The following is a 26,001-nucleotide window of genomic DNA, read 5'->3' on the forward strand; positions in this document are numbered from 1 at the left end:
CGGAATGTACCTGAGAGCCGGTATTAGAGTAGGAAGTGAGTGAAAGGTCAAATAATTTTACGACTGAATGGGTGCAGGCCTGTTTCGGCAGAGGGCCAAACTGCATTTTATGAAATGCCTGAAAGAAATCTGTTTACGAGCGCGAATGTTTGTTTTCAGCAGAAAAACTCTTTTAAACTTGATGATCGCGCTGCGCTTGATTACTTTTATATGCGGATTTAAGGCAATTTAAAAGCCAATTCAAAAAAATAATATTTCTCTTTTTAACATCTTATCGATTGGCTCATTTTTATTTTTCAATAAAAAACCCTTAGATCAGCTAAGGGTTGTTGTTGATTAAATCATTGGTTGCAAATTAATAATGCGGTGGGCGATCTGCAACCGGATCAAATTCTGCAATGCCTTCAGACAGATCTGAAGACTCAACACGTTGATATAACAGCGTCATTTGCTTTTTCAGATCAGCAATTTCCAGGGTCTGTTTGGCCACCTGATCATTCAACTGTTCAACTAAATCGTCTAAAAATGCAATTCGCACTTGCAAATCTTCAATGGGTGCGGAAAATGACGCCTGATCATTTAGATTTTGTTGTTTAGTCATTTAAAGTCCTCATTGGGGATTTCAGGAAACATTATGGCCTATATTACCCTTAGGGATGTCCAACTTGCGTTTGGTGGACCCGCCCTGCTCGACGGCGCGAATTTTAACTTGGAACGCGGCGAACGAGTGTGTTTGATTGGCCGTAATGGTGAGGGTAAGTCTACCTTACTTAAGCTGATTGAAGGAAGTTTACTGCCTGACAACGGCGAAGTTTCATTACAAAACGGTATTACTATTTCCATGCTGGCGCAAGATGTACCGATGGATTCAGGCAAAGTGGCTGATATCGTGGCAGATGGCGCTGGTGAAGCGTCGGAAGTGTTGCGTGCTTATCATGCTGCCAGTGAAGCCTGTGTACTCGGTGACATGGACGCCTGTGATCGTATGGGCAACCTGCAACACAAAATGGATCAGCTGGATGGCTGGGCGCTGGAAACCAAAGTCAATTCGATTTTAAGCAAAATGGGCCTGGACCCGGATGCAGATCTTGCCGATTTATCTGGTGGTCGTAAGCGTCGTGTACTACTGGCACGTGCTTTACTTACCCAACCCGATGTGCTGTTACTGGACGAACCGACGAACCATTTAGACGTTGAAAGTATCGAATGGCTGGAAAAATTCCTGCTCGATCAAAACAATTTGACCCTGCTGTTCATTTCGCATGACCGTGCCTTTGTCGATAGCATTGCCACCCGTATTGTCGAGCTGGATCGTGGTCAACTACGTAGCTATGAAGGTAACTATTCACGTTATCTAGACCTGAAAGCCCAGCAGATGGAAGCTGAAGAAAAGCAAAATGCGCTCTTCGATAAAAAGCTGGCTGAAGAAGAAGTCTGGATCCGTCAGGGCATCAAAGCACGCCGTACCCGTAACGAAGGTCGTGTTCGCGCTCTAAAAGCACTGCGTGAAGAATCCAAAGCGCGCCGTTCGCAACAAGGTAAAGTGGCGATGGCGACTCAGGATGCCAACCGTTCCGGCAAACTGGTCTTTGAGATTGAGAACCTGAGTGTGAAATTCGGTGACAATGCACCGATCATTAACAACTTCTCGGCACTGGTTTTACGCGGTGACCGTATCGGTCTGGTCGGTGATAACGGTGTCGGTAAAACCACACTGATTAAAGCCATTCTGGGCGAGCTTGAGCATGGCGGCACGGTGAAAACCGGTACACAGCTGGAAGTAGCCTATTTCGACCAACTGCGTAATGCACTGGATCTGGAAAAATCTGTGAAAGATAACGTATCAGAAGGTTCTGACCATGTGGATGTGAATGGCAACCGCCGTCATATCTATAGCTACCTGCAAGACTTCCTGTTTTCGCCAGAACGTGCCCGTACCCCAGTCAAAGCTTTGTCAGGTGGTGAGCGCAACCGTATCCTGCTAGCGAAACTGTTGCTGAAACCATCGAACCTGATTGTGATGGATGAGCCAACCAACGACCTGGACATGGTGACTTTAGAGTTATTGGAAGAAATGCTCGGTGGCTACAAAGGCACTCTGCTGTTGATCTCGCATGACCGTGCCTTTATGGACAACGTGGTGACATCAACTTGGGTCTTTGATGGTAAGGGCAATATCGACGAATATGTCGGCGGTTATCAGGATTATCTTGAACAGCGTCCGGATCAAACGGTCGTTGATCAAAAAAGTGCCGTGAAAAAAGCCATGGCCAAAGCAGAAGCTGAGACTGCACCGGTCGCTGCCAAAAAAGTTAAACTCAGTTATAAAGACCAGCGCGCACTCGAGCAACTTCCTGCTGAAATGGAAGCACTGGAAAAAGAGCAGGCCGAGATCAATACACAACTGGCTGATGGCTCTTTATTTGTCACTGATTCTGATAAAGCACTGAAACTTTCTAACCGTTTATCCGAAATTGATGAGCTGTTACTGGAAAAATTAGAGCGCTGGGAAGAGCTGGACAATCTAAGTAACGGCTAAATATTCCCCGAGCTTTTACTCAAGCATCTGTATTCGTACAGATGCTTTTTTATTTCAATAATCTTCTCTGTTAGACTGCATTTAATCTTTTGGCCCTAAATTGTTTTATGAGTACTCAGCCTGCATATCAACCCGGTGAATTTCAATGGTCATTCCTGTTACCTCAATACTGGGGCAAATGGCTAGGCATTATTTTCCTGATGATTCTGGCGATCTTACCTTGGGCCATTCAGCATCGTCTGGCGTCCCTGCTGGGCCACCTTTCTTTTAAATACTTGAAATCACGCCGTGAAACCACGCTGCGTAATCTGGAAGTCTGCTTTCCCGAATGGTCTGAAAAGCAGGTACAGGACAATGCCCGTCAGGTATTTATCGATCAAATGCTGGGGGTGTTTGAGACGCTGAATGCCTGGTACAGTCCGAAATGGTTTCAGGGCCGCGTCAGTATTGAAGGCTTGGAACATATTCAGAAGGCACAAGCCGCAGGCCAAGGCATGCTGTTATTAGGCACGCATTCAACTTTGCTGGATGCAGGTGGCTACCTGTGCGCACAATATTTTGAACCGGATGTGGTCTATCGTCCGCAGAATAATCCACTTTTGGACATGCTGATTTACCGTTGTCGCGCCACAATTTATGCCAATCAGATTGACCATGATGATATGCGCGGTCTGGTACGTAACCTGAAAAATGGCCATGCGATCTGGTACAGTCCGGATCAGGATTATGGTTTAAAACAAGGCGTGATGGCACCTTTTTTTGGCGTGCCTGCGGCGACTGTAACCGCACATCGCCGTTTACTGAAAATGACCAAAGCGGCTGCAATTCCTTTATATTTCTACCGTCATGGCGATATTAACAATCCGCGCTACCATGTGCTCATTGAACCGGCACTGGAAAACTTCCCTAGTGAGAATGAAGTTGAAGATGCCACTCGCGTGAACCGGGTGATTGAGCAGCAGTTGCGCATCGCACCGACCCAATATATGTGGTTCCACCGCCGTTTTAAGACTCGCCCTGAAGGTTATAAATCAATTTACTAAATCGATTTGATCACGGAATTTGAAGGGCTATAGCTTAAAATCATGTTTAAGTAATTGAAATAATTTAACCCGAGCTCTACATCCTGTAAAACTCGGGTTAATGAGGTTGTGCTTTCACATATTATAATTCGTTCTGCTTTTTTGTGATTTCCCTTTCAGCATCATATCCATGATGTTTTCATTCAGCTTCGTCTTCCTTATGAGAATATCCTTTCTCGACTCCCTGTGCTGATAAACCTAGAATACCCAGATTCCCAACCCCTGCCCATTCGCAAGAAGCGTAAACTGTTGTAAGCAATATCGTACACTTTTCTTCTAAAAAGCTAAGAGATTTTGCCCCCTTCTTTATATGCCAGAGCAACTTCATCAGTGACTATTTTTTCCTCTTTCTCTGCTTTCTGAATACCTTCTTCAATAGCTTTTTGTGCTTCCTGCTCATCTTCATCAGTTTGTTCTAATTCTTCCTGAATATGCTCGAATATCCGACCTGTTTGCAAAACCAGAAAGACCGGAAAATGGTCAGAACCTACATGTGGTAAACGCTCCATATGTACCAAGGCAAAATCGGTACTGTGAAAGACGTGATCAAGCGACCAGCGGAAAAAAGGATAATCTGCGTGAAAAGTATTCACATAATGACGTCCTACCCGCGGATCCAGCAACCCACTAATGCGTTGAAACAGGCGTGTGGTACGTGACCAGGCCACGTCATTCAGATCGCCCATCACGATACAGCTTTCATCCAGATCTTTAATCTGATCACCGACAATCAGCAGTTCAGCATCACGTAAGGTGGAATCCTTGGCCTCGGTCGGACTGGGTGGTTTGGGATGCAGACAGTAGAGCTGTACCGGTTGTCCTGAGCGTAAGATCACCGTGGTATGAATGGAGGGAATCTCATCACTCAGAATAAATTTAACCTCGGTTTCACTGAGTTCAAGCTTGCTATATAGATGCATGCCATACAGATTATCTAAAGGCACAGGCACGCGATAAGGATAATCAGCTTCAATCACCGAGAGTGCATTTTGCCAGGCTTGATCGGTTTCCAGGGTTAAAACCAGATCTGGCTGATGAATCTGGATCTGCTCGATCAGTAAATGATATTTGCTATTGGTGGTCAGAACATTGCAGACCATCAATGAGATTTGCCGCTGCGGATCTAATTGATCCTGCTTAACCTGTTTGACCTGTTTTTTCCAGATAAAGGTATAAGGCAATACCATTTTCAGCTGATAGGCCAAAGCCGCCATCAGCCCTATAAAAAGTAGCTGATTCAACCAGTTCCAGGGATGCTCCAGAACCAAGAACAGCACAAAGGCGATAAAGCCTAATACCAGAATTTGTAAGCGTGGAAAATCCGCACCCCGAATCCACCATTCATCGCGTGGTATCAGTGACCAAAAACTTAACCAAATGACAATGATTGCCAGAATTTGGATAACCCATATCATAAACTGCGCTCTTAATTAAGTTATTATTTTTTCTAAAAGAAAAATGACGTTATCAATTTTGTATGTATCATAAAGCAGATATTTCGCTCAAGAATATTGATGTTTTGATTGTGTAGCTCTTGCAGTTGAGTCCCTTTTTGGTACACTCGAATCCCTTTTGATTTTTTAACGCACCGAGGCAAAGTGACATGAAAGTAGGTCTGGTCGGTTGGCGCGGGATGGTCGGTTCCGTCCTTATGCAACGTATGGTTGAAGAGAATGATTTTGCTCATTTTGAGCCATTCTATTTCTCTACCAGTAATGCAGGCGGTGAAGCGCCGGCATTTGGCGGTAAGACTGCCCCAGCACTTATGGATGCATCAGACATTAACAGTCTGAAGCAAATGGATGTCATTATTACCTGTCAAGGTGGCGACTATACCTCTGAAGTTTTCCCGAAACTGAAAGCTGAAGGCTGGAACGGTTACTGGATTGATGCAGCATCGACCTTACGTATGGATGATGAAGCCATCATCGTACTTGATCCGGTCAACATGCATGTGATCAAAGATGGTCTGGTCAAAGGCACCAAGACTTTTGTCGGCGGTAACTGTACAGTTTCCTTGATGCTGATGGGCCTGGGCGGTCTGTTCCAGAACAATCTGGTGGAATGGGCAACATCAATGACCTATCAGGCCGCTTCTGGTGCTGGCGCGCAGAACATGCGTGAACTGATCAATGGTATGGGTTATTTATATAACAATACCAAAGAGTTGTTAGATGATCCGCGTTCTCCAATTCTGGATATCGACTCTAGAATTGCTGAACTACAACGTGGTGAAGGCTTCCCGTCTGCAAACTTTGGCGTTCCTTTGGCTGGTTCACTCATTCCTTATATCGACAAGCAACTGGAAAGCGGCCAGTCGAAAGAAGAATGGAAAGGTCAGGTTGAAACCAACAAGATTCTGGGCAACCAGCAGATCGTGCCAATTGATGGTCACTGCGTGCGTATTGGTGCCATGCGTTGTCACTCTCAGGCATTAACCCTGAAATTGAAAAAAGATGTACCTTTGGATGAAATCGAAGACATCATTGCACGTGCCAATGACTGGTCTAAAGTGGTTCCAAATACTCGTGAAGCATCCATGACTGATCTGACGCCTGTTGCTGTAACAGGTACTTTAAGCGTTCCAGTCGGCCGTCTGCGCAAGCTGAATATGGGTAAAGAATATCTGGGTGCGTTCACTGTAGGTGACCAGTTGCTTTGGGGTGCGGCCGAGCCGTTACGCCGTATGCTGCGTATTCTGATTGATTATAAAAATGCCTAATATCCTTTGGATATAAAGCCCACAGCCGATCTTTATTGATCGGCTTTTTTATGTAACTATTGCGTAAGTATTTTACAAAAAACAAACATCCCGTTAATCTATAATTTTCGCTATGCGATAATGACTGAGCTCACGATTAAGATGACTGTATATAACAAATTAAAGCTTGCCATTTTAGCCATTGTCGCTTCACAAAACATTTATGCGATTAATGTAGATCCGGTTCAGATTCAGTCTGCCCCTGGGGAATTACTCTATGCAGAAATGACTTTTCGGCAGTCTAATATCAATTTGCCGATTGAAGTCAGTCTGGCTTCACCTGAAGATTTAATGTCAATTGGTGCATCGCATCAGCCGCCTGGTCATCTAAACTTTTTTACTCGGCGTAGCAATAATGGCACCGGGGTCATTACTATTACTTCTTCTCGACCAATGACAGAGCGCGAGCTGAATATTATTGTCAAAATCAAGGAAGGCAATGCCGCACGGCTGCAACATATTCGTACGCCCTTACAAGCTAAAACCGATTTATTAAAAGCCAGTCTCAAACAGAATGAACGCCCGCTTGCACCAGTTGTCGTCGTCAGTGAAAAAGATATTGCACTCAACTTACCCGTAAGTAGTCATTACAGTACAACAGCTTCCACAGCCTTAAATAAGCCACCGGCTCTAGAAAAGCCGTTGGCATTGCAACGTACAGCACCACCAACATTATCGAACACTTCTATTCCTAAAACTGCATTTGTGCCAGCTGTAATGACATCAAGTCCAGCGATTCAGGCTCAAGCGATTGCGCCCGTAGTTAAAAGCGAAGCTGTAACTGCACCCAATACTCAAGCCCCAGTTAAAACTGCAGCGACGCTTTCAGACTCAGTAAAGACCTCACAAGCAACTCTTGCATCGCCGGCTCCTGCAGTAGCTTCGACTACAAACAAACCAGCTAGTACGATGCCAGCAAATCAAAGCGCGTCAGCACCAAATAAAGCAGATGTGCAGGAAGCTGTGGAGTCCCGTTCTGATCACCAGACAGCCTCCAGTGATCCATTGGTGAAGAAATTTGCTGAGGAGCAAGCCAGAAAATCAACTGGATCAGCTAATCCGGTGAAAACTCCAGCTCCAGTTACTACAAAAGCTTCACCAGTCAAAGCAACTCCGAATCAGACTCAACCTACTTATGTAGTTCAATCCAATGAGTCACTGTGGGGAATTGCCTCACGAATTGCTCAACAGCAGCAGCGCCCGGTCAATGAAGTCATGCAACAAATTAAAAAAGACAATGAGCATGCTTTTATTGGAGGAAATGCCAATCGTCTACGTAAAGGTGCTGCATTGAACTTAAATACGACTCATCCTACACCTGCGCCTATTAAAGTCACTGCGGCAAAGCAAACCGAGCTACCGTCTAAGCCTACTGGCAAGACTAAATACCGCCTGAATCAGGCAGAAATGAGCCTAGTGGCTGAGAACCAGCGCGATTCCGGGCAAGTTTCTGCAAACCAGAACACAGAACGCAATCAAACATCAAAGGAATTGTCATTAAAAGTTATGACAGCCCGAGAAAAAACCGTTAAATTACAGAGAAACGTAACTGAATTAGAATTGGCACTCAATCAGAAGGATCACAGAATTCAGTTATTAAATGCGCGTCTGGCCCAGCTACAACAACAGCTCAAAGCCCAACAAGCAGATAAGAAGCCAATTAATTAAAAAGTTACACATGACGATTTATTGGGATAGGCGAACTTAAACTACTCTATCCCCAAGGGGTAAAACATGCTGATTTATGTGATTCCATTAGTGATATTGATCATCGTATTAATTGTCTTTAAAAAACGACAAGATGCTCAAGAATCAGATAAAGCAAAAACTAAAACGGTAAAAGCGAAAAAACCTGGCTCTGCTTCAAAAGCTGCTCCACAAAGAACCAAAGTAGTGGAGCCAGTCGGGGTCACAAAAAAATCAGCAACACCATTATCGGCAGAAACACGCAAGAAAATTGAAGGCCTAATTCAGGAACGTAATTTTTTTGCCGCCGAAGCGCAGATTAATCAGGCGCTGAATCGTGACAATTCCCAACACGAACTTTATCTGTTGCTGTTAGATATTCATATCTTGCAGAAAGATGATTTTGCGATTACGCAACTCATTAATCATATTCGTGCACTCAACATTGACGATGTACTCAGCCCAGCTGAAGAAAAGAGAACGGCTTACGAAAAAACAAAAGCTACAGAATCGACTCAGACTGCTACACCTGCCACGCCCGTATCCAATAACACCGCCTTTGATGCCTTAAATCAAGCTACGCTGCCTGCGGATACTAAAACGGAATTGGCATTCGAGCAATTACAACAGGAAATCGCTCCAGCGAAAGAAGAACCATCACCTCTTGAGTTTAACTTTACGCCTAGTTCTGCACCTGCTGCACCAGTCACAACGAAGACTGAGCCTGTCGAGAATAAGAGTTTAGATTTTAATACCGCACCTAGTATTCCTCAGGCTGAACCGACTGAAACACCAGCTAAAAACAGTAATGAAATTCAATTTGACTTCGATTCTTTTAAAGTAGAGACCACTACAACTGAAGTTTCACCCTCTGCAGCTCGTGACACTCTAGAGCCAAATTTTGAAAAGAAAATAAGCGGCAATGAAATTGCTGACTTTGATCTCAAGTTAGAAAGTAACCATCCACAAACAGCTGCTGCCACTGAAGAAATCAAACCTCTAGATTTTTCTTTCTCGCTTGACACGCCAGTACCAGCAGCTGAGAAAACTGCAGTGCCAGCGACTGAGTTTGACCTGTCTAGCTTGACAGCTGCAGCACCTGTGGCAGAACCAGCGTCACAAACCAATCTATCAGGCATGGATTTCAAATTAGATCATTTAGAAACCACGCCAGAAGCGCCTGCTGCGACAGCGATGAGTTTCGATCTTCCTGCTACACCAGCTCAGGCAACGATAGATCAGCATGATCCGCTGGTGCAATCTTTCCCGGAATTACTGGATGTTAATGAAGCAGGTCTCAACCTGGATCTTGCGCAGCAATATATTCAACTCGGTGCCTATGCCGCTGCCCGTGAAGTCATTGCGGAGCGAGAAGCTGAATATACTCCTGAGCAACAACAACGCGCCGAGCAATTACTGAATCAAATCGCATCTTGATGCATTTCGATTTACACTAAAGCAGTCAATAATTGGCTGCTTTTTTTATGATAAAAAATATTGCATTAATTTATATGGGCGGCACATTCGGCTGCGTGGGGGATCCTCTCGCACCGATGCCTGCTGATTTATTTATTCCAAAGCTCGAACAGATACTTGCAGAGCAGTATTTTGTAGAATGCCACCATGCACCCGCCATTAAGGACAGTAGTGCCTGCACAGCAACCGACTGGTTGCAACTGGTACAGTTTATTCAGCAATTGCAATCGCGGCAAATCCAGCATTTTGTGATTATTCACGGTACAGATACGCTGAGTTATGCCAGTGCAGTACTGGCACATTTTATTGGAAACTCGGCGCATGTGGTGCTGACCGGTAGCCAATATCCGTTGCTGAATGCTCAAGGCAATGAACAGCGTGAATTTAGTGATGCCCTGGATAACCTGAAATTTGCACTAGATTCCATCAGCGAATGTAGCGCTGGAGTCTATCTGGCATTCCATCATCAGCTGCTACATGCGCAAACTGCACTGAAACAGCATACTACCGAGTTAAATGCCTTTGCAGGTCTTGAAGCCAATATCGCAATCCAAACCAGTCAAGCGTGTTATCAGATCGAAGCTAAAGATATTGTGAAAGCGGCTAAATTCAACTGTATGAGCATCATGATGCAGCCGGTTGATCTGACCCAGCAGCTGAATAACCTGAACAACCTCTTGGCTCGACCACCGCATTTTTTATTTCTGCAAGGTTTTGGCACTGGCAACCTGGCGGTCAATGACGCCATGATTGCGCTCATTGATCAACTCTATGAGCAGGGCTGTATTTGCGTCTTAACCACCCAAGTGCCTTTTGGTGCGACGGATCAGCGCTATGCCATTGCCGAATGGGTGAATCACTGCAAAATTTTGCTGAATGAAAGTTATGGACATGCGGATCTGTATGCAAAAGCCCTGAAAATGTATTTACAATACGACACTGTAGAGCAATGGCATCGTCATTGGTACGATCAATAAGGTTTTGAGGTCATTATGCAGCGTTTTGCGGTGGGAATTGAGTTTTGTGGGATGCATTATCGGGGATGGCAGACTCAACAGCCGGGAGTTGCAAGCGTACAGGAAACCATTGAAAAGGTCCTGAGCAAAGTTGCCGATCAACCGATTAGCCTGCATGGTGCCGGCCGCACGGATGCCGGGGTACATGCGACCAATATGGTGGCGCATTTTGATACGGATGCCGTGCGTTCTGAACGTGGCTGGCTAATGGGCTGCAATAGCCAACTCCCTAAAGACATCTCGATTCAGTGGATCAAAGAAATGGATCACAGCTTCCATGCCCGTTTTAAGGCACAGGCGCGCCGCTACCGATATGTGGTCTATAACCACCCTGTGCGCCCGGCATTGCTGCATAAACAGGTCACCCATGTCTATGCACCGCTTGATGTTGAACAGATGATATACGCCGCGAAAAAGTTTGAAGGCACGCATAACTTTGAAAGCTTCCGCGCCGCAGCCTGTCAGTCCAATCAGCCCGTTCGTCATGTCAGCCATTGCCGCTTGATTCAGCATGGTCAGTATCTGGTACTGGATATTCAGGCCGATGGCTTTCTGCACCATATGGTGCGCAATATCATGGGATGTTTATTGGAAATTGGTCAGGGCATGTATGCTGCCGATCATATTGATAATATTTTCGCGGCAGAAGACCGTAAAGCTGCTGGTGTGACTGCGCCAGCAGATGGTTTGTATTTTATTCATGCTGATTATCCGGCGCAGTTTGAATTACCTGAATTACCCTTAGGTCCGCACTGGCTGAATATGCCGGAATAGTTTTTAAATTTTTTAGAATATTTACCTCCCCTAACCCCTCCTAAAAGGAGGGGAATTCCCACTGCTGTCCCATAGTTTGATTTAAATAAAAAACCTGAGTCCAAATCGTTAAAATATGAGTGCAAACAAACACTTTAACGACCAGGATTCAGGTTTTGTCACATCAGAATACCGTATTTCATCAGCTTATTAAACCCGTCGTGCGACAGGATTTTGAGCAACTTGCTAAAGTACACCATGTGGGACAGAAATTTAGAGCGGCTTCAAGATGGGATCAGTTTATTGCCATCTTGATGTCTCAACTTTCCTGCAGGCAAAGTCTGAGAGATATTCAATCCAATCTGGAGTGCCAACAGGACAAACTGAGTCATTTCGGAGCAAAGTCTATTCCCCGAAGTACACTGGCACGAATCAATGAGCAGCAGCCTGCTGCCTTGTATCAACAGCTCTTTTACAAGTTGCTTAAATAACCTGAGTTCGATGAAATCCACTTAACCTTTTAGCATATTTTGGAAAGTTGGCTTATTGGGGTTCAAACAATAAGCCACTACAGCAGCCATGATATTCACCATGAAATTATTTACCGAACGATGACGTGAATGTTCAAGTTGATGTAAATTTTTTAATTGATCATTCACTGTTTCGATCAATCCTCTTCTGCAAAGTAATTGTTTTTCTTCTTCAGTTTGGATGGGTTTATTTTTCATATTCCGACGTGATGGGGTCAATATTTTCAGTCCTCTTGCTGCTAAAGCTTCGGCTTTTGCTTTGCTCAAATAGCCTTTGTCTCCGAGTAGGATCCCTTTTAATTCTTGAGTTAAAGATTCTAATATAGCAACATCATGAACATTTCCCGATGTCAGCTTGAGATTAATAATTTCACCTAAATTATTGATAACGAGATGTAATTTAAAACCATAAAACCAACCCGTACTACTTTTTCCACGACCGGCCAAGCCTTTAAATACACGATGCCTTTTAATCCGAAGATTATGGCAAACTACCAATTTAGTGGAGTCAATGATACTGATTCCCGTATCTTTTCCTTTCACCTGATGGAAGAAACTACTCAGAGCTTGCAAACAACGGGGCATGATTTCAATAAATCGGTTGTAGCTAAGCAGTTTAGGAAAAGCAGATTTCCAGAATGGAACGATCATTTGGCAATAAAAATATTTGAAGAATCTAAAACCGGATTGATGAAATAAAATGACAATGGTCATTGCTTCAGACAAGCTTAAAGCTGACTTTTTCAACCTGGTTTTTTGATTAGAAATTAAAGCTTTCTCTAAAGATTCATTAAATTTTTTGCAGAAATCATCCAAAATACAAAATAATTCGGTAATATGATCCATTGAGAAGCCTTGTTTTATAACATTTTGTCTTGAGAACCAATATGTTACAAAAACAGGGCTTTTTTTCTACTCTTTTTTTATATCGAACTCAGGTTTAAATACTATGAACACTCAAAAGTAGCCCATAAATTTCGCTTTAAGACTCCATTATATTCCCTGGATGCCAGTCATATTGACCTGTCGCTTTCCTTATGTGAATGGGCCAAAGTTCACGACTCAAAAGCCAGCATGAAACTCAGCATAGGATTGAATCACAGCAATGATATTCCTGAGTTTATTGCAGTTGAAAATGGTAAAGAAAATGACATGTTACAAGGCCGAAAATTCCAGTTTCCCGCTGGCAGCATTGTGGTCTTTGATAAAGGCTATGTCGATTATCAATGGTATGCGAATCTAAGCGCTCAAAACGTTAGCTTTGTGACACGTTTTAGACCTAAATCGGTGTATCAGGTGATCCAGCAACATCCAGTGCTTGAATCCAAAGGCATTCTAAAAGATGAAACCATTCAGCTAAATAGCGCACATGCCCTAAAAAGAAAAGCCCCCGTATTAAGAAGAATTGAATATAGAGATCAGCAAAGTGGCAAGCACTTTAGCTTTCTCAGCAATAACTTTCATCTAGCTGCCTCTACCATTGCAGCGATTTACAAAGACCGCTGGAAAGTTGAATTGTTCTTTAAAGCGATTAAACAGAACCTGAAATTAAAAGCCTTTTTAGGCCGAAGCAAGAACGCCATTCAGACGCAAATCTGGATTGCGATGATCGCCTATTTACTGGTAAGTTTCGCTCAACATTTAGGGAAAAAAGGCTGGACAGTTCAGCGCTTACTCAGAATAATTCAAGTGAATTTATTTGAAATAAAAACCTTAAAAGCGTTATTTTCACCCGATAAAGTCCCCATCAAACAAGAGGAAGCTTAAATGAGCTTCCTCTTGTAAAAATTGTGGGACAGCAGTGGGGGAATTCCTCCCTTTTTTAAAGAGAGGTTAGGAGGGATTTTTAACGCTGCTTCCGCTTCCGATATTCCACTGGCGTTTCATTGGTCCAGCGTTTAAAGGCACGATAGAAGGTACTTGGCTCGGAAAAACCGGTCAGATAGACAATCCGCTCGACGCTCTCATTGGTACTCGCCAGCAAACGCTTGGCCAGACGACAGCGATAATCCGAGAGAATCTGCTGAAAGCTGGTATGTGCCTCACTCAGTTGTGTTCTCAAACGGCGTGGCGTGATGTTCAGCTGGGCTGCCACAGTTTCTAGCGTGGTTTCGCCACTCTCCAAAGTAGAGCCGATTGCACGACGTACTTCACCGACCAGATCATATCTTGCCAGTTCCTGTAGCTTTTCAATCGCCAGTTGCTCATGCAGCTGCAACAGCTCAGGTTCAGCCTGCCACAGCGGATATTCCAGGATAGTCGGATCGAAATACAAACGGGTTTCTTTCTGACCTAGACTGACCGGACACTCATAAACCCGGAAGTATTCATCATCAGGTGCCCCTTTATAAAAATTAAAATCGATATAAATCGGCTCAAAATGCCCTTCGGTAATAAATTTAAAGAAACGCAGTACACCTGACATAGCACATTCAGTAAAATGACGATTGACCAGACTCTCAGCAAAAGGCTGTTCACCATTGGTTAAATAGCAGCGATCATCTTCAATCACTAATTTGGCAGCAAAGGCATCACTGATCAGTCGCTGATAAGCCAAAGCACGTTTCAGTCCCTCACCAAAATTTTCAGATGAAACAAACAGGTGTTCAATGACCTGACCACGATAAAGTGGCAGGTGCTCACCCAGATGCAATCCAATATCCGGATCCTTGCTGACTTCCTCTGCCGCCACCCAAAAGGCATACTGGGCACTCAGCGGCGTACGGTCATTGGCCTCTACCTGATTTAAAGCCACTCCTGCTTTGGTCAAAAGTTCTTCTGTCGGCAACCCCGCACGACGAATCGCCTGATAGCCTAAACGCAATACGACTGATGCATCCGTTAGCTGACTCACTCAAAAGCCTTCCTTGTATGTACTTCATTTATACTTAAAAAGATTAATTTTAGATTAACTGTGATTGACCAAACTGACAACAGAAACAGGTGTCTTTTTAGTTAAAAAAATTATCGTGACAGTTCGCCTATTTTACTGGCAGATGATCAGTCTAACGCCCGTTTCGTCTTGTATTTTGCAAAAAAATTGACTATAATTTGCGCCTTTCCAATTTATTCATTCAGGTAGGCTATGGCCAATAAAGAGGAACTCATCGAGTTCGAAGGCGTTGTCACCGAGACGCTTCCTAATACTATGTTCCGTGTACGTTTAGAGAACGGTCACGAAGTGATTGCCCACATCTCTGGTAAAATGCGTAAACACTATATCCGTATTTTAACTGGCGACAGTGTGAAGGTTGAAATGACACCTTATGATTTGACTAAAGGTCGTATCACATATCGTGCACGCTAAGTTTTAGCGTAAGCAAAAGCCACTTTTAGTGGCTTTTTTATTACTTGAATTATTTATCAATCAATAAAATAATTTGACACAGCCTTATAAATTCACGACTATTCATTGAATTAAAAATAACATGTATAAAAACAATGAATATGAAATGCTTATCCCTACTTTCCAGCTTGTTTCTCGTTGCATGCGCTACCGGCGGCAATCAGCATCTGCATCAGTCTCTACAACCTTATGTAGGTCAAACTGCCGCACAGGTTCGTAGCCAGCTTGATCTTCGTGCCATTGGATTCAAGACCTCCCAGCAACCGATTCAAACCACAGAATTTCTCAGCTACACTATTTTTCGGGATATGAATATTCCAATGGGAACGCCGAATATTAGTCAGAGCATTCCGATCGGCGCACCAATGCCGATGCCCTCAAATGGTGGTTATAACATTGAGATGAAATGCCAAATCTGGTTTGACTTGAAAGATGAAATTGTTCAGGCGATTCGCTTTACCGGTAGAGCTTGCTGAGCTGTACTCATCGAGTTCAAAGCCTGTATCGGATTAAATCAGGGATCAACCTCACCACGCTAAACTTCTACCGTGTATCAAATCACAACAGTATTTTTGCATGGAATGCGCTTACACTCATTTTATTTGGTGTGAGGACAGCTCATGAAGTTCACACTGATTTTAGTATGCTGTACAGCATTCAGTTTGCTTAATGCATGCAGCACCACCTCATCAACAACTGCGCAGCGTGATGCCTATTTACAACAGTTCATTGGGCAGAGCAGCCAACTGATCGATCAAACTCTGGATCTAAAACGTTTAGGTTACCAGCAGATCAGTGAGCCTGAACGCAGCGCAAAACAATTAAGCTATGTGGTACAACGCCCCATTACCATTCCTTTGCCTGTAGTGCAGTTTCCTGCCACAGGAACAGGCACTGTACCGATTCCTGTGTCAGTAAGCCCTGCCGGCGGCTATGACGTCAAATTACAATGTAAAATCACCTTCTTACTCAAAGATAATCTTGCCATCGCGGTACGCACCACAGGCCGAACCTGTTAAGCCGTTTAAGCTTCGAAATTTCCATCATAAAAAACGCAGCTCAAGGCTGCGTTTTTTTGAATCGAAGCAGGCTTAGTTCAATGCAGCAACGACTGCTTGACCCATTTCAACCGTACCGACTTTTTGCATGCCTTCAGACATGATATCCGCCGTACGCAAGCCTTGATCCAAGACCTGGCCTACTGCATCTTCAATCGCTTTAGCAGCGGCTTCTTCACGGAAGGTATAACGCAGCATCATTGCAACGGAAAGAATGGTCGCCAATGGATTTGCCAGGTTTTGACCGGCGATATCTGGTGCAGAACCATGACAAGGCTCATACATGCCCTTGCCATTTTCATCCAGAGACGCCGATGGCAACATACCGATTGAACCGGTCAACATCGCTGCTTCATCCGACAAGATGTCACCAAACAGGTTCGAGGTGACAATCACGTCAAACTGCTTCGGTGCACGCACCAGCTGCATCGCAGCATTGTCGACATACATGTGCGATAAATTAATTTCAGGATATTCGGCATCTTTCAGCGCAGTCACTGTCTGTTTCCACAGCTCAGTTACTTCAAGCACGTTAGCTTTATCCACTGAACACACTTTACCACCGCGCAAGTTGGCCATTTCAAAAGCGACTTTGGCGATACGCTTGATTTCAGACTCTGAATAAACGTCGGTGTTGTAGCCTTGCTTCTCACCATTTTCCAGTTCACGGATACCACGTGGCTGACCGAAGTAAATACCACCCGTTAATTCACGCACAATCAGAATATCCAGACCCGCCACGATTTCAGGTTTTAAGCTTGAAGCATCAGCCAGTTGCGGATAAAGAATCGCTGGGCGCAAGTTAGCAAACAGGTTCAGTTCGCTACGCAATTTCAATAAACCACGTTCTGGACGGATTGAACGCTCAATCGTATCCCATTTTGGACCACCCACGGCACCGAGTAGAATCGCATCGGCTTTTTTGGCCTGTTCAGAAGTCACTTCAGGATACGGTGAACCATGAGCATCAATGGCTGCACCACCGAGTAAGCCCTGTTCCCATGTCAAATCAAGATTAAATTTTTCATTTACGCGTGTGAGTACTTGCTCTGCGGCTTTTACAATTTCAGGGCCGATGCCGTCACCAGCTAAAATCAAAATTTGTTTAGACATGAGATTTTCCGTTTAAAACGTCAGATTCAGACCTGACAGAGGTTAAATTTTCTTTTCTACAAACTCTGCAATCCCGGTGACTGCATTATAGGGTTTGCAAAAACGACGAATGGTTTTTTGCTCTTGTACCAGATCTACGCAAAGCGGATCCGGCGCCGAAGAATTTAATAAACTGCTGCTACGCGCACTACGGTCACGAAACATTTTTAAGCTATAGCGGTTATTGGCCTGAAAACGATGGAATATATGTAAAGTTTCCGCTTTATCCTTACTGATCGGATAAAAACGCACGACCAGTTCATGCTGTCCTGCCGGCACAGATAAATAAATCGAATTGGCCTGATTTAAATTTTTGGCCTGCAAGCGCACCAGTTTCTGCTTCAGCGCCTCATCACTGATGCGGCCATTGTCGGCGTTGACAATAATGGTCTGATTGAAGCGTTCGAACTGACAATCTGGCGTCCCTGTACAGTAGATCAGGGCATTGCTTTTGCTCTCAGTATTTTCTTTGGCATGTTTGAGTTTCATCGTGTCGATGCTTTGACATGCAGTCAACAGCACCGATACTGAACTTAAAGCAAGCCACTGTTTCCAATAATTCGCCATAATGTCTGTCTTACCCAATCAAAAAACTCAATAATCTTCCGATATTAGCAAGGGCATCGCAGTGATGCCATGACAATTTTTACTGATTTATCCATGAATTTCGGCAAATACCCAAGGACGCGATTGTTTGGTTTTTTCTTCATAGGCACGAATATCATCCGCCACCTGCAAAGTTAAGCCAATATCATCCAGACCATTTAACAGGCAATGCTTGCGAAATGGATCGACTTCAAACTTAAAGCTTTCACCCGTAGGGGTACGAACTTCTTGTGCCTGCAAGTCAATGGTCAGTTGATAGCCTTCATCTGCCGCACATTCCTTAAATAACTGCTCAACAATATCTTCAGCCAAAATCACGGGCAACATACCGTTTTTAAAACAGTTATTAAAGAAAATATCGGCAAAGCTTGGCGCAATAACAGTACGGAAACCGTATTCACTCAAAGCCCACGGCGCATGTTCACGGCTAGAACCACATCCAAAGTTGGCACGTGAAATTAAAATAGACGCACCCTGATAACGTGGCTGGTTCAAGACAAAGTCCGGATTGATCGGACGAACTGAATTGTCCTGACCTGGATAACCTTCATCCAAGTAACGCAATTCATCAAATAAATTTTCACCAAAACCGGTACGTTTGATCGATTTCAAAAACTGTTTTGGAATAATTAAATCTGTATCGACATTGGCACGGTCTAAAGGTGCAACGATACCTTGTTCAACGGTATAAGCTTTCATATTTATTTCCCAATGAATCCGTAACCTCTCCCTAGCCCTCACTTGCGCTTCGTTTTAAAGCAGTGCTTAAAACTCACTCAGGAGAGGGAACCCCTTCTCTTGCGCCATTTGGCTCATGGAGAAGGTCAGGATGAGGGCTTAAACTAGAATGAACGAACATCAACAAAGTGACCGGCTATCGCAGCAGCAGCTGCCATGGCTGGACTCACCAGATGGGTACGACCGCCATTGCCCTGACGACCTTCAAAGTTACGGTTCGAGGTCGAGGCACAATGCTCGCCCGGCTGTAATTTGTCGGCATTCATGGCCAAGCACATTGAACAGCCTGGTTCACGCCATTCGAAGCCCGCTTCGACAAATACCTTGTCCAAGCCTTCCGCTTCTGCCTGAGCTTTGACCAGACCAGAACCTGGAACTACCATCGCCTGTTTAATTGAGGCGGCAACTTTACGACCTTTGATCACTTCGGCTGCAGCACGAATATCTTCAATACGCGAATTGGTACATGAACCGATAAATACGCGATCCAGCTGAATCTCAGCCAAGGCCTGACCGGCATTTAAGCCCATATATTGATAAGCACGGTTCCAGTCATTGCGTTGTACCTCGTCTTTGGCTTGTTCCAAAGTCGGTACTGCCTGAGACACTGGAATAACCATCTCAGGAGAGGTCCCCCAAGACACTTGCGGCTCGATCTCTTCACCTTGCAACACGACTACTGTATCAAAATGTGCATCTTCATCCGAATGTAAGGTATTCCAATATGTAACCGCTTGATCCCACTGTTCTGCAGTCGGCGCATAAGGACGGCCTTTAACATATTCAATAGTCTTGTCATCGACAGCGACCATACCCACGCGTGCACCGGCTTCAATCGCCATATTACACACGGTCATACGACCTTCGATTGACATGTCACGGAACACCTGCCCACCAAATTCAATCGCGTGGCCTGTACCACCTGCGGTACCAATCTTGCCAATAATCGCCAAGACTACATCTTTTGGTGTCACACCTTGACCTAATTTGCCGTCAACGCGCACTAACATGTTTCTCATCTTCTTTTGAACCAGACATTGGGTCGCCAATACATGTTCAACTTCTGATGTACCGATACCGTGCGCCAAGCAGCCAAAAGCACCATGGGTTGCTGTATGCGAATCACCACAGACCACAGTCATGCCCGGCAAGGTCAAGCCTTGCTCCGGCCCGACCACATGCGCGATGCCCTGACGGATATCATTAATATCAAATTCAACAATATTAAAGGTCTTGCAGTTATCATCCAAAGTTTGTACCTGGATGCGCGAGGTTTCATCTTCAATTCCGGCAACACCCTGTTCACGCTCTTTTTTCGAGGTCGGTACGTTATGATCCGGTGTGGCAATATTCGCGCTTAAACGCCATGGCTTGCGCCCGGCCAATTGCAAACCTTCAAAGGCCTGTGGAGAAGTCACTTCATGTAATAAGTGACGATCGATGTACAGTAAGGCAGAACCATCATCACGTTGCGTTACTAAATGGTCGTCCCACAATTTATCATATAATGTTTTTGCTGTTTGGGTTGCGCCTGCCATGTCGATGTACTCCACTGGACTGGGTAAATTCTTTCTCTGATTTTGATTATATCGCTGCAATCACATAAATCTAATTTATCATTTTTATCAGTTAAAAAACTTTTTGGAATCTTTTAAAAGCTGAATCAAATCATGCTTTAGTTTTATTTTTATAAATCTAGTTTTCCGATTAATTTATAAAAAATATTCGTTTTTACAAATTAAATGAGAATTATTATTATTTCTTCATCGGCAGAGATGATGATTTTGAGGAACTTCGACATGGCACATATTCAACGCTTTGTAGACAACAACCAACGCATGTTCAAAAAGACCTTCAGCTACTACATTATGCACATTACTGTGGCGATGATTGTGGGATACTTGGTAACCGGCAGTTTGACGATGGCCATTGCCTTAAGTTTATTAGAGCCAACGGTACAAGCAGTGGCTTTCTTCTTTCATGAAAAAATCTGGGAGGGTAATAATCAACAGCAGAATGAGGACATTACCGTCTAAGAATCTTCTGTCGAGGTTCCTGATGAAAGACTGCCTGCATAGGTGGTCTTTTTTAGTTTTTAAAATGCCAAAGCTTTGAAAATATATAGTAATTCAACACTGCAACATCAATGAGCTAATTTTACTTTGATTTATTCTTAAAATATAACAATAATAGATTTACACATAAAAATTCTTTATAGGTGATTAAGATGAATCTCGCAGCCTTTGAAGCCTTCGTGAAAGTCATGGAAACCGGTTCGATTTCTCTGGCCGCAGATCAGCTCTTCATTACCCAGCCTGCTGTTACCAAACGTATTCATAGTCTCGAAGAATACTTTGGGGTCAAGCTGTTTGAATCTGCCGGACGTGGCGTACAGGCCACCCATGCGGCGCACTCCCTGTTGCCTAAAGTGAAAAACTGGCTGAATGAACTCGGGGATATTCATTATACTTTGAGCCATGAACAGGGTCAGGTACAGGGCAAACTGAAAATTGGTACCAGTCATCATATTGGCCTGCATCATCTGCCGAGTCATTTGCGCCGTTATGTCCAGGAATATCCGGACGTGACCCTGGATGTGCATTTTGTTGATTCCGAGCAAGCACATGAACAGGTGATTGCCGGCGATCTGGAGCTAGCATTTTTAACCTTGCCGCCCCGTGGTGATGCGCGTCTAAATTACGTGACTATCTGGAATGATCCTCTGGTCTTTGTGGTGGCACCGTTTCATCCGCTGACGCAGCAAAAAAATCTGTGTCTGGAAGATTTGCTCGACTACCCGAGTCTATTGCCCTCATCACAGACCTATACCTCGCAAATCACCTTGGCCGAATTTGAGAAACAGGGCATCAAACCGAAAGTCAGTATGAGTAACAATCCGCTGGAATCGATCCGGATGCTGGTATCGATTGGCTTAGGCTGGTCGGTACTGCCAAAAACTTTGGTCAATCATGACCTGCACCAGCTGGATATTAATCTGGAAATGAACCGTCGCTTGGGTATGGTCTGGCATCCGGGTCGTACGCAGTCCAAAGCGGCACAGGCTTTGGTTCAGCTCATGCAAGGCGCCTCCCTGTCTATTTAAATTTTTTCTCAACATGCTGCATCCAAAACGGTGCAGCATTTTGTTACCTAAATACACCCCATCTGGCGATATCTTTCGAGTATTTTTAAGACAATTCCATTCTTTTGCAGTGCAGAGGAATGCTTAAAACTATTCGATGGAGCCTGACGGATGCAGCTCGATTCTCCCCTAAAATCCCACTCTCAAGATAAAACCAATACAAGCAGCCTATGGCTTTCGGCCAAACCGATGCTGCTGCCCACGCCGGCACTTGATTTTGCCGACGAACAGACTGCCCGGCACTGCCTGCGCGAATATTTCCTGAATACCTTTGACACTTATGAGCAGCTGTTTGAATGCCTCAAGCATGAAGATGCTTTTTTCATCAAACCAATTACTTTACGTCATCCGCTAATTTTTTATTTTGCGCATACCGCCACTTTTTTTGTCAATAAACTACTGCTCAGCAAGCTAATTAGCGAACGCGTAAATCCGCATTTTGAAAGTATCTTCGCGATCGGTGTAGACGAGATGAGCTGGGACGATCTGGATGAAGTGCACTATGACTGGCCTACCGTGCAGGAAGTCCGTGATTATCGGCATCAAGTGCGTGCCCTGATCCTGAACATCCTTGAACATGCTCCGCTGACTCTGCCCTTAAACTGGCAAAACCCCTGGTGGACCATCATCATGGGCATTGAGCATGAACGGATTCATCTGGAAACTTCTTCCGTGCTGATCCGCCAGCATGCTCTGGAACATGTACGCCAGCATCCGCAGTGGCGCGCCAATATCATTACTGGCATGGCTCCGGATAATAGTTTGCTGGATGTGCCTGAAGGTAAGGTGCATCTACAGAAAGATTTTAACCATCCATTTTATGGCTGGGACAACGAATACGGCCTGCATCAAGCCGAGGTTGCAGCTTTTGCAGCCTCCAAATATCTGGTATCGAATCAGGAATTTCTGGCCTTTGTCGAAGCTGATGGCTATCAGACCGAACACTACTGGAGTGAAGAAGGTCTAGGCTGGCTGCAATTTTCACAAGCTGCTCATCCCTGTTTCTGGCGCAAAACTGTATTGGGTTGGTCACTGCGACTGATGCTGGAAGAAGTGCCGATGCCTTGGGATTGGCCGGTAGAAGTGAATTATCATGAAGCCAAGGCCTTTTGTCAGTGGAAATCGCAACAGCTTGGAAAAACCATTCGCTTGCCGACTGAAGATGAATGGTATCGCCTGTATGCCGTTTCAGACCTGGATCCAGATTTACAAAGTCCTGAACAGGCCAATATCGAGTTGAAATACGGCACCAGCTCCTGTCCGGTGGATCATTTCAAGCAGGGTGATTTTTACGATATTCAAGGCAATGTCTGGCAGTGGACTGAAACCCCGATCTATCCATTTCAGGGTTTTCAGGTGCATCCGCTTTATGATGATTTCAGTACACCAACCTTTGATGGTCGCCATAACCTGATGAAAGGTGGCTCCTGGATTTCGGCGGGCAATGAAGCTTTATATAGTTCCCGCTATGCCTTCAGACGGCATTTCTTCCAGCACGCTGGTTTTCGCTACGTCGCTTCTGATCAAGCATTGCAACATTTCCCTTCGAACTATGAAAGCGACCAGCTGGTCTCCCAATATCTGGAATTCCAGTACGGCCCCGAATATTTTGGTATCGCTAATTTTGCCAAAACACTGGTCGATCTGGCACAACCCTATTTTCAGCAAGTGCCATGTCATCGTGCCTTAGATATTGGCTGTGCTACCGGCCGCGCCAGCTTTGAACTGGCACACTATTTTGATCAGGTGACCGGTCTGGACTTCTCAGCACGTTTTATCCAGCAGGCAGTCTATTTGGCTCAAGGCAATAGGGTACGTTATCAGCTGCCGCTAGAAGGTGAATTAAGCGAAGAAAAAAGCTGTTCACTTGAAGATGTCGCTTTGGAACAGTTTGCGTCAAAAACGGAATTTTTTCAGGCCGATGCCTGCAACCTGAAAGCACATTTTAGCGACTATGATTTTATTCTGGCAGCGAACCTGATTGACCGGCTGCATCATCCGAAAGACTTTTTATTGCAGATTCATAAACGTATCAATATAGGTGGAATTTTAATGCTGAGTTCGCCCTATACCTGGCTGGAAGAACATACGGCGCGTAGCGAATGGCTGGGCGGTTTTCAGCAGGATGGGGAAAAGATCACGACTTTGGCTGGTATTTCCAACATTTTAACCCAGCACTTTGAATTGGTGGACGAACCCCAAGATGTGCCTTTTGTGATTCGAGAAACGGCCAGAAAGTATCAACATACCCTGTCACAAGTCACGATCTGGAAACGGATTCGCTAAAGGTAAGGTCATAGTCTAAAAAAGCCAATCATACGATTGGCTTTATATCTTATCCTTCACTGGTTGAATTTTCATGCAAGGATTCATTGAGTTGATCTACCACAATCGCCCATTCGCCATCAGAGGCTATTTTCTCGCTTAAAAATTGACGTTGTGCCTCTGACCAATACGGCGCATCCAGTAAAGTCAGATCTTTATGCAATTGATGCTCGTGAATAAATGTTTCAATACCTTCTGCACTGGCATCCAAGCCAAGCTGTTGGAACAGATGTGTCATACGTGGTCGAACGTGAGTCATATCTCATACCTCAGAATCTACTATTGTTATCATGTCCTGTTTTTCGAGCATAGCATGTCTGATTCAGCTGGACTGTGAAAAAACATTAATATTCAAATGAGGCAAATAAAAAGCACAACCGAAGTTGTACTTAATAATCACATCAATGAGTTCGGAGTGATTAGATCGACCAGTCCTGTATTTCCCAGCCTTGTTCTTGGGCTAGAGTTTCCAAGCGATCATCCGGATTCACTGCAATCGCATGATCCGCATATTCCAGCAAGAAACGGTCATTAATCGAATCTGAATAAGCCCAAGACTCGGTTACGTCACGGCCTTCCAGCCATTGTTCCAGACGCACCAGCTTGCCTTGCTGATAGCATGCGGTATTGATGACTTTACCAGTATATTTCCCATCAATGACTTCAGCATTGGTGGCAATAATTTCAGTAATTCCGAATTCACGAAAAATGGGTGCGGTAATAAAGTCTGAAGTTGCGGTAATCCCCACTAAGGCATGCCCTGCTTCACGGTGGCGCTCAATGGCTTTAAAACCTTCAGGACGCATTTGTGGACGAATGACTTTTTGCATGAACAGTTGATGTAATTCAATCAAATAATCATTGTCATGTTGGGTTAGAAACTGGAACACAAATTCATTATAGGCATAAGGATCCAGCTCACCTTTTTTATAATCGTCATAGAACTTGTCATTCATGGCGCGATGCTGAACTGGATCGACCAGGCCCTCACTGACCAAAAACTCTCCCCAAGAATGATCCGAATCCGTGTTTAACAAGGTGTGATCGAGATCAAATAGCGCCAATTTCATGAAAATACTCGTTAAAACTGAAATTTAAGAAAAAAATTGTAAATCTATCTCCGCTAGTCGATAGAAATTCGTTAAGATCATAGCAATTTTAACATTTTTAAACTTTGCTTTTTTCGAGTTGGATAACGAAATAATGCTCCCCGATGGCAAAGGCATAAATTAAACAATTTTTAGGTAGCCAAATGATCGACTCTGAAGGTTTCCGACCGAATGTCGGGATCATTTTGGCAAACGATGCTGGACAGGTTTTATGGGCAAAACGCATTGGTCATAATGCATGGCAATTTCCACAAGGCGGGATCCAATATGGAGAAACCCCTGAGCAGGCACTCTATCGTGAGCTGAGAGAAGAAGTTGGCTTATTGCCCGAACACGTCCAGATAGTCGCGCAAACCAAAGGCTGGTTGCGCTATCGTTTGCCGCATCGATACATTCGTACGGACTCTGATCCGGTCTGTATCGGTCAAAAACAAAAGTGGTTTTTACTCAAACTCACGGCCCCCGTTCAGCATATTCAATTGAATCTGTCTGATCCGCCCGAATTTGATCAATGGCAATGGGTCAGTTATTGGTACCCACTCGGTCAAGTCGTGAATTTCAAACGTGATGTTTACCGCAAAGCCCTGGTGGAGTTGTGTCAGCAACTGCCCCAGCAAAAACCTTAAAAAATCGCATAAATAATGCAGATTTTTTACGCGGCTATTGTTATAAATAAACTTAA

The 26,001-nt window shown here is 44.3% G+C and carries 24 protein-coding genes and 2 pseudogenes; 16 read left to right on the forward strand and 10 right to left on the reverse strand.

Features of this window, described 5'->3' with window-relative positions; genetic code table 11:
• Nucleotides 1–355: 355 nt before the first annotated feature.
• On the reverse strand, nucleotides 356–601 hold the full coding sequence (locus ACO1B7_RS05050) for a SlyX family protein (RefSeq protein WP_004278477.1): 246 nt from the start codon (nucleotides 599–601) through the stop codon (nucleotides 356–358).
• A gap of 33 nt (nucleotides 602–634) precedes the next feature.
• Here ACO1B7_RS05050 and ACO1B7_RS05055 point away from each other — a divergent pair, with 33 nt between their 5' ends.
• Both ACO1B7_RS05055 and ACO1B7_RS05060 read left to right on the forward strand, forming a co-directional pair.
• The gene (locus ACO1B7_RS05055; protein ID WP_423089876.1) at nucleotides 635–2,539 is read left to right on the forward strand and encodes an ATP-binding cassette domain-containing protein; all 1,905 of its coding nucleotides are present in this window, start codon (nucleotides 635–637) and stop codon (nucleotides 2,537–2,539) included.
• Nucleotides 2,540–2,646: 107 nt separating this feature from the next.
• Complete coding sequence (locus ACO1B7_RS05060) at nucleotides 2,647–3,582, forward strand: LpxL/LpxP family acyltransferase (protein WP_005261737.1); 936 nt, start codon at nucleotides 2,647–2,649, stop codon at nucleotides 3,580–3,582.
• Nucleotides 3,583–3,905: 323 nt separating this feature from the next.
• Here ACO1B7_RS05060 and ACO1B7_RS05065 read toward each other — a convergent pair whose 3' ends face one another.
• Nucleotides 3,906–5,036, reverse strand: a complete 1,131-nt coding sequence (locus ACO1B7_RS05065; RefSeq protein WP_423089877.1) for an endonuclease/exonuclease/phosphatase family protein — start codon at nucleotides 5,034–5,036, stop codon at nucleotides 3,906–3,908.
• 188 nt (nucleotides 5,037–5,224) lie between these two features.
• On the opposite strand from ACO1B7_RS05065, the gene asd reads away from it, so the two are divergent.
• The 6 genes and pseudogenes from asd to ACO1B7_RS05095 form a co-directional block, all read left to right on the forward strand.
• Nucleotides 5,225–6,343, forward strand: coding sequence for an aspartate-semialdehyde dehydrogenase (gene asd, locus ACO1B7_RS05070; RefSeq protein ID WP_004647391.1), 1,119 nt, complete (start codon nucleotides 5,225–5,227; stop codon nucleotides 6,341–6,343).
• Nucleotides 6,344–6,463: 120 nt separating this feature from the next.
• Entirely contained in the window at nucleotides 6,464–8,050 is a 1,587-nt protein-coding gene (locus ACO1B7_RS05075; RefSeq protein WP_423089878.1) for a FimV/HubP-related protein, read from the forward strand.
• Between the two features lie 66 nt (nucleotides 8,051–8,116).
• A complete protein-coding gene (locus tag ACO1B7_RS05080) occupies nucleotides 8,117–9,505 on the forward strand; it encodes a hypothetical protein (RefSeq protein WP_004647389.1) in 1,389 nt (462 codons plus the stop codon).
• 47 nt (nucleotides 9,506–9,552) lie between these two features.
• Nucleotides 9,553–10,521, forward strand: a complete 969-nt coding sequence (locus ACO1B7_RS05085) for an asparaginase domain-containing protein (protein ID WP_004647388.1) — start codon at nucleotides 9,553–9,555, stop codon at nucleotides 10,519–10,521.
• A gap of 15 nt (nucleotides 10,522–10,536) precedes the next feature.
• Nucleotides 10,537–11,334 (forward strand): tRNA pseudouridine(38-40) synthase TruA, encoded by a 798-nt coding sequence (gene truA, locus ACO1B7_RS05090; RefSeq protein WP_004278489.1) that lies wholly within the window; start codon nucleotides 10,537–10,539, stop codon nucleotides 11,332–11,334.
• Nucleotides 11,335–11,489: 155 nt separating this feature from the next.
• Nucleotides 11,490–11,798 (forward strand): annotated as a pseudogene (locus ACO1B7_RS05095) (DUF4372 domain-containing protein); the annotation flags it as partial.
• Between the two features lie 27 nt (nucleotides 11,799–11,825).
• Here the strand turns inward: ACO1B7_RS05095 and ACO1B7_RS05100 are convergent.
• Nucleotides 11,826–12,689, reverse strand: coding sequence for an IS982 family transposase (locus ACO1B7_RS05100; protein WP_004679438.1), 864 nt, complete (start codon nucleotides 12,687–12,689; stop codon nucleotides 11,826–11,828).
• Between the two features lie 111 nt (nucleotides 12,690–12,800).
• Here ACO1B7_RS05100 and ACO1B7_RS05105 point away from each other — a divergent pair.
• A pseudogene (locus ACO1B7_RS05105) lies at nucleotides 12,801–13,610 on the forward strand (IS4 family transposase); the annotation flags it as partial.
• 79 nt (nucleotides 13,611–13,689) lie between these two features.
• Here the strand turns inward: ACO1B7_RS05105 and ACO1B7_RS05110 are convergent.
• Nucleotides 13,690–14,697 carry an AraC family transcriptional regulator gene (locus ACO1B7_RS05110; protein ID WP_004278490.1) on the reverse strand — a complete coding sequence of 336 codons (1,008 nt, stop codon included), beginning with the start codon at nucleotides 14,695–14,697 and terminating at the stop codon, nucleotides 13,690–13,692.
• Between the two features lie 231 nt (nucleotides 14,698–14,928).
• Between ACO1B7_RS05110 and infA the strand changes: the two genes are divergently transcribed.
• The 3 genes from infA to ACO1B7_RS05125 all read left to right on the forward strand — a co-directional run bounded on the left by infA (nucleotide 14,929) and on the right by ACO1B7_RS05125 (nucleotide 16,208).
• The gene (infA, locus tag ACO1B7_RS05115) at nucleotides 14,929–15,150 is read left to right on the forward strand and encodes a translation initiation factor IF-1 (RefSeq protein WP_001284370.1); all 222 of its coding nucleotides are present in this window, start codon (nucleotides 14,929–14,931) and stop codon (nucleotides 15,148–15,150) included.
• Nucleotides 15,151–15,284: 134 nt separating this feature from the next.
• The gene (locus ACO1B7_RS05120; RefSeq protein WP_004278491.1) at nucleotides 15,285–15,665 is read left to right on the forward strand and encodes a hypothetical protein; all 381 of its coding nucleotides are present in this window, start codon (nucleotides 15,285–15,287) and stop codon (nucleotides 15,663–15,665) included.
• Between the two features lie 144 nt (nucleotides 15,666–15,809).
• The gene (locus tag ACO1B7_RS05125) at nucleotides 15,810–16,208 is read left to right on the forward strand and encodes a hypothetical protein (protein WP_423089879.1); all 399 of its coding nucleotides are present in this window, start codon (nucleotides 15,810–15,812) and stop codon (nucleotides 16,206–16,208) included.
• Nucleotides 16,209–16,280: 72 nt separating this feature from the next.
• On the opposite strand, the gene leuB is transcribed toward ACO1B7_RS05125, so the two are convergent.
• The 4 genes from leuB to leuC all read right to left on the reverse strand — a co-directional run bounded on the left by leuB (nucleotide 16,281) and on the right by leuC (nucleotide 20,281).
• The gene (leuB, locus tag ACO1B7_RS05130) at nucleotides 16,281–17,360 is read right to left on the reverse strand and encodes a 3-isopropylmalate dehydrogenase (protein WP_004278493.1); all 1,080 of its coding nucleotides are present in this window, start codon (nucleotides 17,358–17,360) and stop codon (nucleotides 16,281–16,283) included.
• A 42-nt stretch (nucleotides 17,361–17,402) separates the two neighbouring features.
• Nucleotides 17,403–17,966, reverse strand: coding sequence for a hypothetical protein (locus tag ACO1B7_RS05135; protein WP_174894677.1), 564 nt, complete (start codon nucleotides 17,964–17,966; stop codon nucleotides 17,403–17,405).
• 87 nt (nucleotides 17,967–18,053) lie between these two features.
• Complete coding sequence (gene leuD / locus ACO1B7_RS05140; RefSeq protein WP_114541288.1) at nucleotides 18,054–18,704, reverse strand: 3-isopropylmalate dehydratase small subunit; 651 nt, start codon at nucleotides 18,702–18,704, stop codon at nucleotides 18,054–18,056.
• Nucleotides 18,705–18,847: 143 nt separating this feature from the next.
• The gene (gene leuC, locus ACO1B7_RS05145; RefSeq protein ID WP_004647381.1) at nucleotides 18,848–20,281 is read right to left on the reverse strand and encodes a 3-isopropylmalate dehydratase large subunit; all 1,434 of its coding nucleotides are present in this window, start codon (nucleotides 20,279–20,281) and stop codon (nucleotides 18,848–18,850) included.
• A 261-nt stretch (nucleotides 20,282–20,542) separates the two neighbouring features.
• Here leuC and ACO1B7_RS05150 point away from each other — a divergent pair, with 261 nt between their 5' ends.
• From ACO1B7_RS05150 to ovoA, 3 genes are all read left to right on the forward strand, one after another.
• Nucleotides 20,543–20,779 (forward strand): DUF2061 domain-containing protein, encoded by a 237-nt coding sequence (locus tag ACO1B7_RS05150; protein ID WP_004278497.1) that lies wholly within the window; start codon nucleotides 20,543–20,545, stop codon nucleotides 20,777–20,779.
• 191 nt (nucleotides 20,780–20,970) lie between these two features.
• Nucleotides 20,971–21,846, forward strand: coding sequence for a LysR family transcriptional regulator (locus tag ACO1B7_RS05155; RefSeq protein ID WP_004647380.1), 876 nt, complete (start codon nucleotides 20,971–20,973; stop codon nucleotides 21,844–21,846).
• A 150-nt stretch (nucleotides 21,847–21,996) separates the two neighbouring features.
• A complete protein-coding gene (ovoA, locus tag ACO1B7_RS05160; protein WP_423089880.1) occupies nucleotides 21,997–24,171 on the forward strand; it encodes a 5-histidylcysteine sulfoxide synthase in 2,175 nt (724 codons plus the stop codon).
• Between the two features lie 49 nt (nucleotides 24,172–24,220).
• On the opposite strand, the gene ACO1B7_RS05165 is transcribed toward ovoA, so the two are convergent.
• Together ACO1B7_RS05165 and ACO1B7_RS05170 are read right to left on the reverse strand one after the other, a co-directional pair.
• On the reverse strand, nucleotides 24,221–24,469 hold the full coding sequence (locus ACO1B7_RS05165) for a DUF2789 family protein (RefSeq protein WP_004278500.1): 249 nt from the start codon (nucleotides 24,467–24,469) through the stop codon (nucleotides 24,221–24,223).
• 160 nt (nucleotides 24,470–24,629) lie between these two features.
• Entirely contained in the window at nucleotides 24,630–25,280 is a 651-nt protein-coding gene (locus tag ACO1B7_RS05170) for an HAD family hydrolase (protein ID WP_396469414.1), read from the reverse strand.
• Between the two features lie 182 nt (nucleotides 25,281–25,462).
• Here ACO1B7_RS05170 and ACO1B7_RS05175 point away from each other — a divergent pair, with 182 nt between their 5' ends.
• The gene (locus ACO1B7_RS05175; protein WP_004278502.1) at nucleotides 25,463–25,945 is read left to right on the forward strand and encodes an RNA pyrophosphohydrolase; all 483 of its coding nucleotides are present in this window, start codon (nucleotides 25,463–25,465) and stop codon (nucleotides 25,943–25,945) included.
• Nucleotides 25,946–26,001: the final 56 nt, after the last annotated feature.

The organism is Acinetobacter lwoffii (assembly GCF_049367455.1).
Lineage (GTDB): Bacteria > Pseudomonadota > Gammaproteobacteria > Pseudomonadales > Moraxellaceae > Acinetobacter > Acinetobacter lwoffii_W.

Bases quoted from the DNA above. Each gene is read 5' to 3' on its own strand.
- ACO1B7_RS05050 (WP_004278477.1), bottom strand. From the start codon at position 601: ATGACTAAACAACAAAATCTAAATGATCAGGCGTCATTTTCCGCACCC.
- ACO1B7_RS05055 (WP_423089876.1), top strand. From the start codon at position 635: ATGGCCTATATTACCCTTAGGGATGTCCAACTTGCGTTTGGTGGACCC.
- ACO1B7_RS05060 (WP_005261737.1), top strand. From the start codon at position 2,647: ATGAGTACTCAGCCTGCATATCAACCCGGTGAATTTCAATGGTCATTC.
- ACO1B7_RS05065 (WP_423089877.1), bottom strand. From the start codon at position 5,036: ATGATATGGGTTATCCAAATTCTGGCAATCATTGTCATTTGGTTAAGT.
- asd (WP_004647391.1), top strand. From the start codon at position 5,225: ATGAAAGTAGGTCTGGTCGGTTGGCGCGGGATGGTCGGTTCCGTCCTT.
- ACO1B7_RS05075 (WP_423089878.1), top strand. From the start codon at position 6,464: ATGACTGAGCTCACGATTAAGATGACTGTATATAACAAATTAAAGCTT.
- ACO1B7_RS05080 (WP_004647389.1), top strand. From the start codon at position 8,117: ATGCTGATTTATGTGATTCCATTAGTGATATTGATCATCGTATTAATT.
- ACO1B7_RS05085 (WP_004647388.1), top strand. From the start codon at position 9,553: ATGATAAAAAATATTGCATTAATTTATATGGGCGGCACATTCGGCTGC.
- truA (WP_004278489.1), top strand. From the start codon at position 10,537: ATGCAGCGTTTTGCGGTGGGAATTGAGTTTTGTGGGATGCATTATCGG.
- ACO1B7_RS05100 (WP_004679438.1), bottom strand. From the start codon at position 12,689: ATGGATCATATTACCGAATTATTTTGTATTTTGGATGATTTCTGCAAA.
- infA (WP_001284370.1), top strand. From the start codon at position 14,929: ATGGCCAATAAAGAGGAACTCATCGAGTTCGAAGGCGTTGTCACCGAG.
- ACO1B7_RS05120 (WP_004278491.1), top strand. From the start codon at position 15,285: ATGAATATGAAATGCTTATCCCTACTTTCCAGCTTGTTTCTCGTTGCA.
- ACO1B7_RS05125 (WP_423089879.1), top strand. From the start codon at position 15,810: ATGAAGTTCACACTGATTTTAGTATGCTGTACAGCATTCAGTTTGCTT.
- leuB (WP_004278493.1), bottom strand. From the start codon at position 17,360: ATGTCTAAACAAATTTTGATTTTAGCTGGTGACGGCATCGGCCCTGAA.
- ACO1B7_RS05135 (WP_174894677.1), bottom strand. From the start codon at position 17,966: ATGGCGAATTATTGGAAACAGTGGCTTGCTTTAAGTTCAGTATCGGTG.
- leuD (WP_114541288.1), bottom strand. From the start codon at position 18,704: ATGAAAGCTTATACCGTTGAACAAGGTATCGTTGCACCTTTAGACCGT.
- leuC (WP_004647381.1), bottom strand. From the start codon at position 20,281: ATGGCAGGCGCAACCCAAACAGCAAAAACATTATATGATAAATTGTGG.
- ACO1B7_RS05150 (WP_004278497.1), top strand. From the start codon at position 20,543: ATGGCACATATTCAACGCTTTGTAGACAACAACCAACGCATGTTCAAA.
- ACO1B7_RS05155 (WP_004647380.1), top strand. From the start codon at position 20,971: ATGAATCTCGCAGCCTTTGAAGCCTTCGTGAAAGTCATGGAAACCGGT.
- ovoA (WP_423089880.1), top strand. From the start codon at position 21,997: ATGCAGCTCGATTCTCCCCTAAAATCCCACTCTCAAGATAAAACCAAT.
- ACO1B7_RS05165 (WP_004278500.1), bottom strand. From the start codon at position 24,469: ATGACTCACGTTCGACCACGTATGACACATCTGTTCCAACAGCTTGGC.
- ACO1B7_RS05170 (WP_396469414.1), bottom strand. From the start codon at position 25,280: ATGAAATTGGCGCTATTTGATCTCGATCACACCTTGTTAAACACGGAT.
- ACO1B7_RS05175 (WP_004278502.1), top strand. From the start codon at position 25,463: ATGATCGACTCTGAAGGTTTCCGACCGAATGTCGGGATCATTTTGGCA.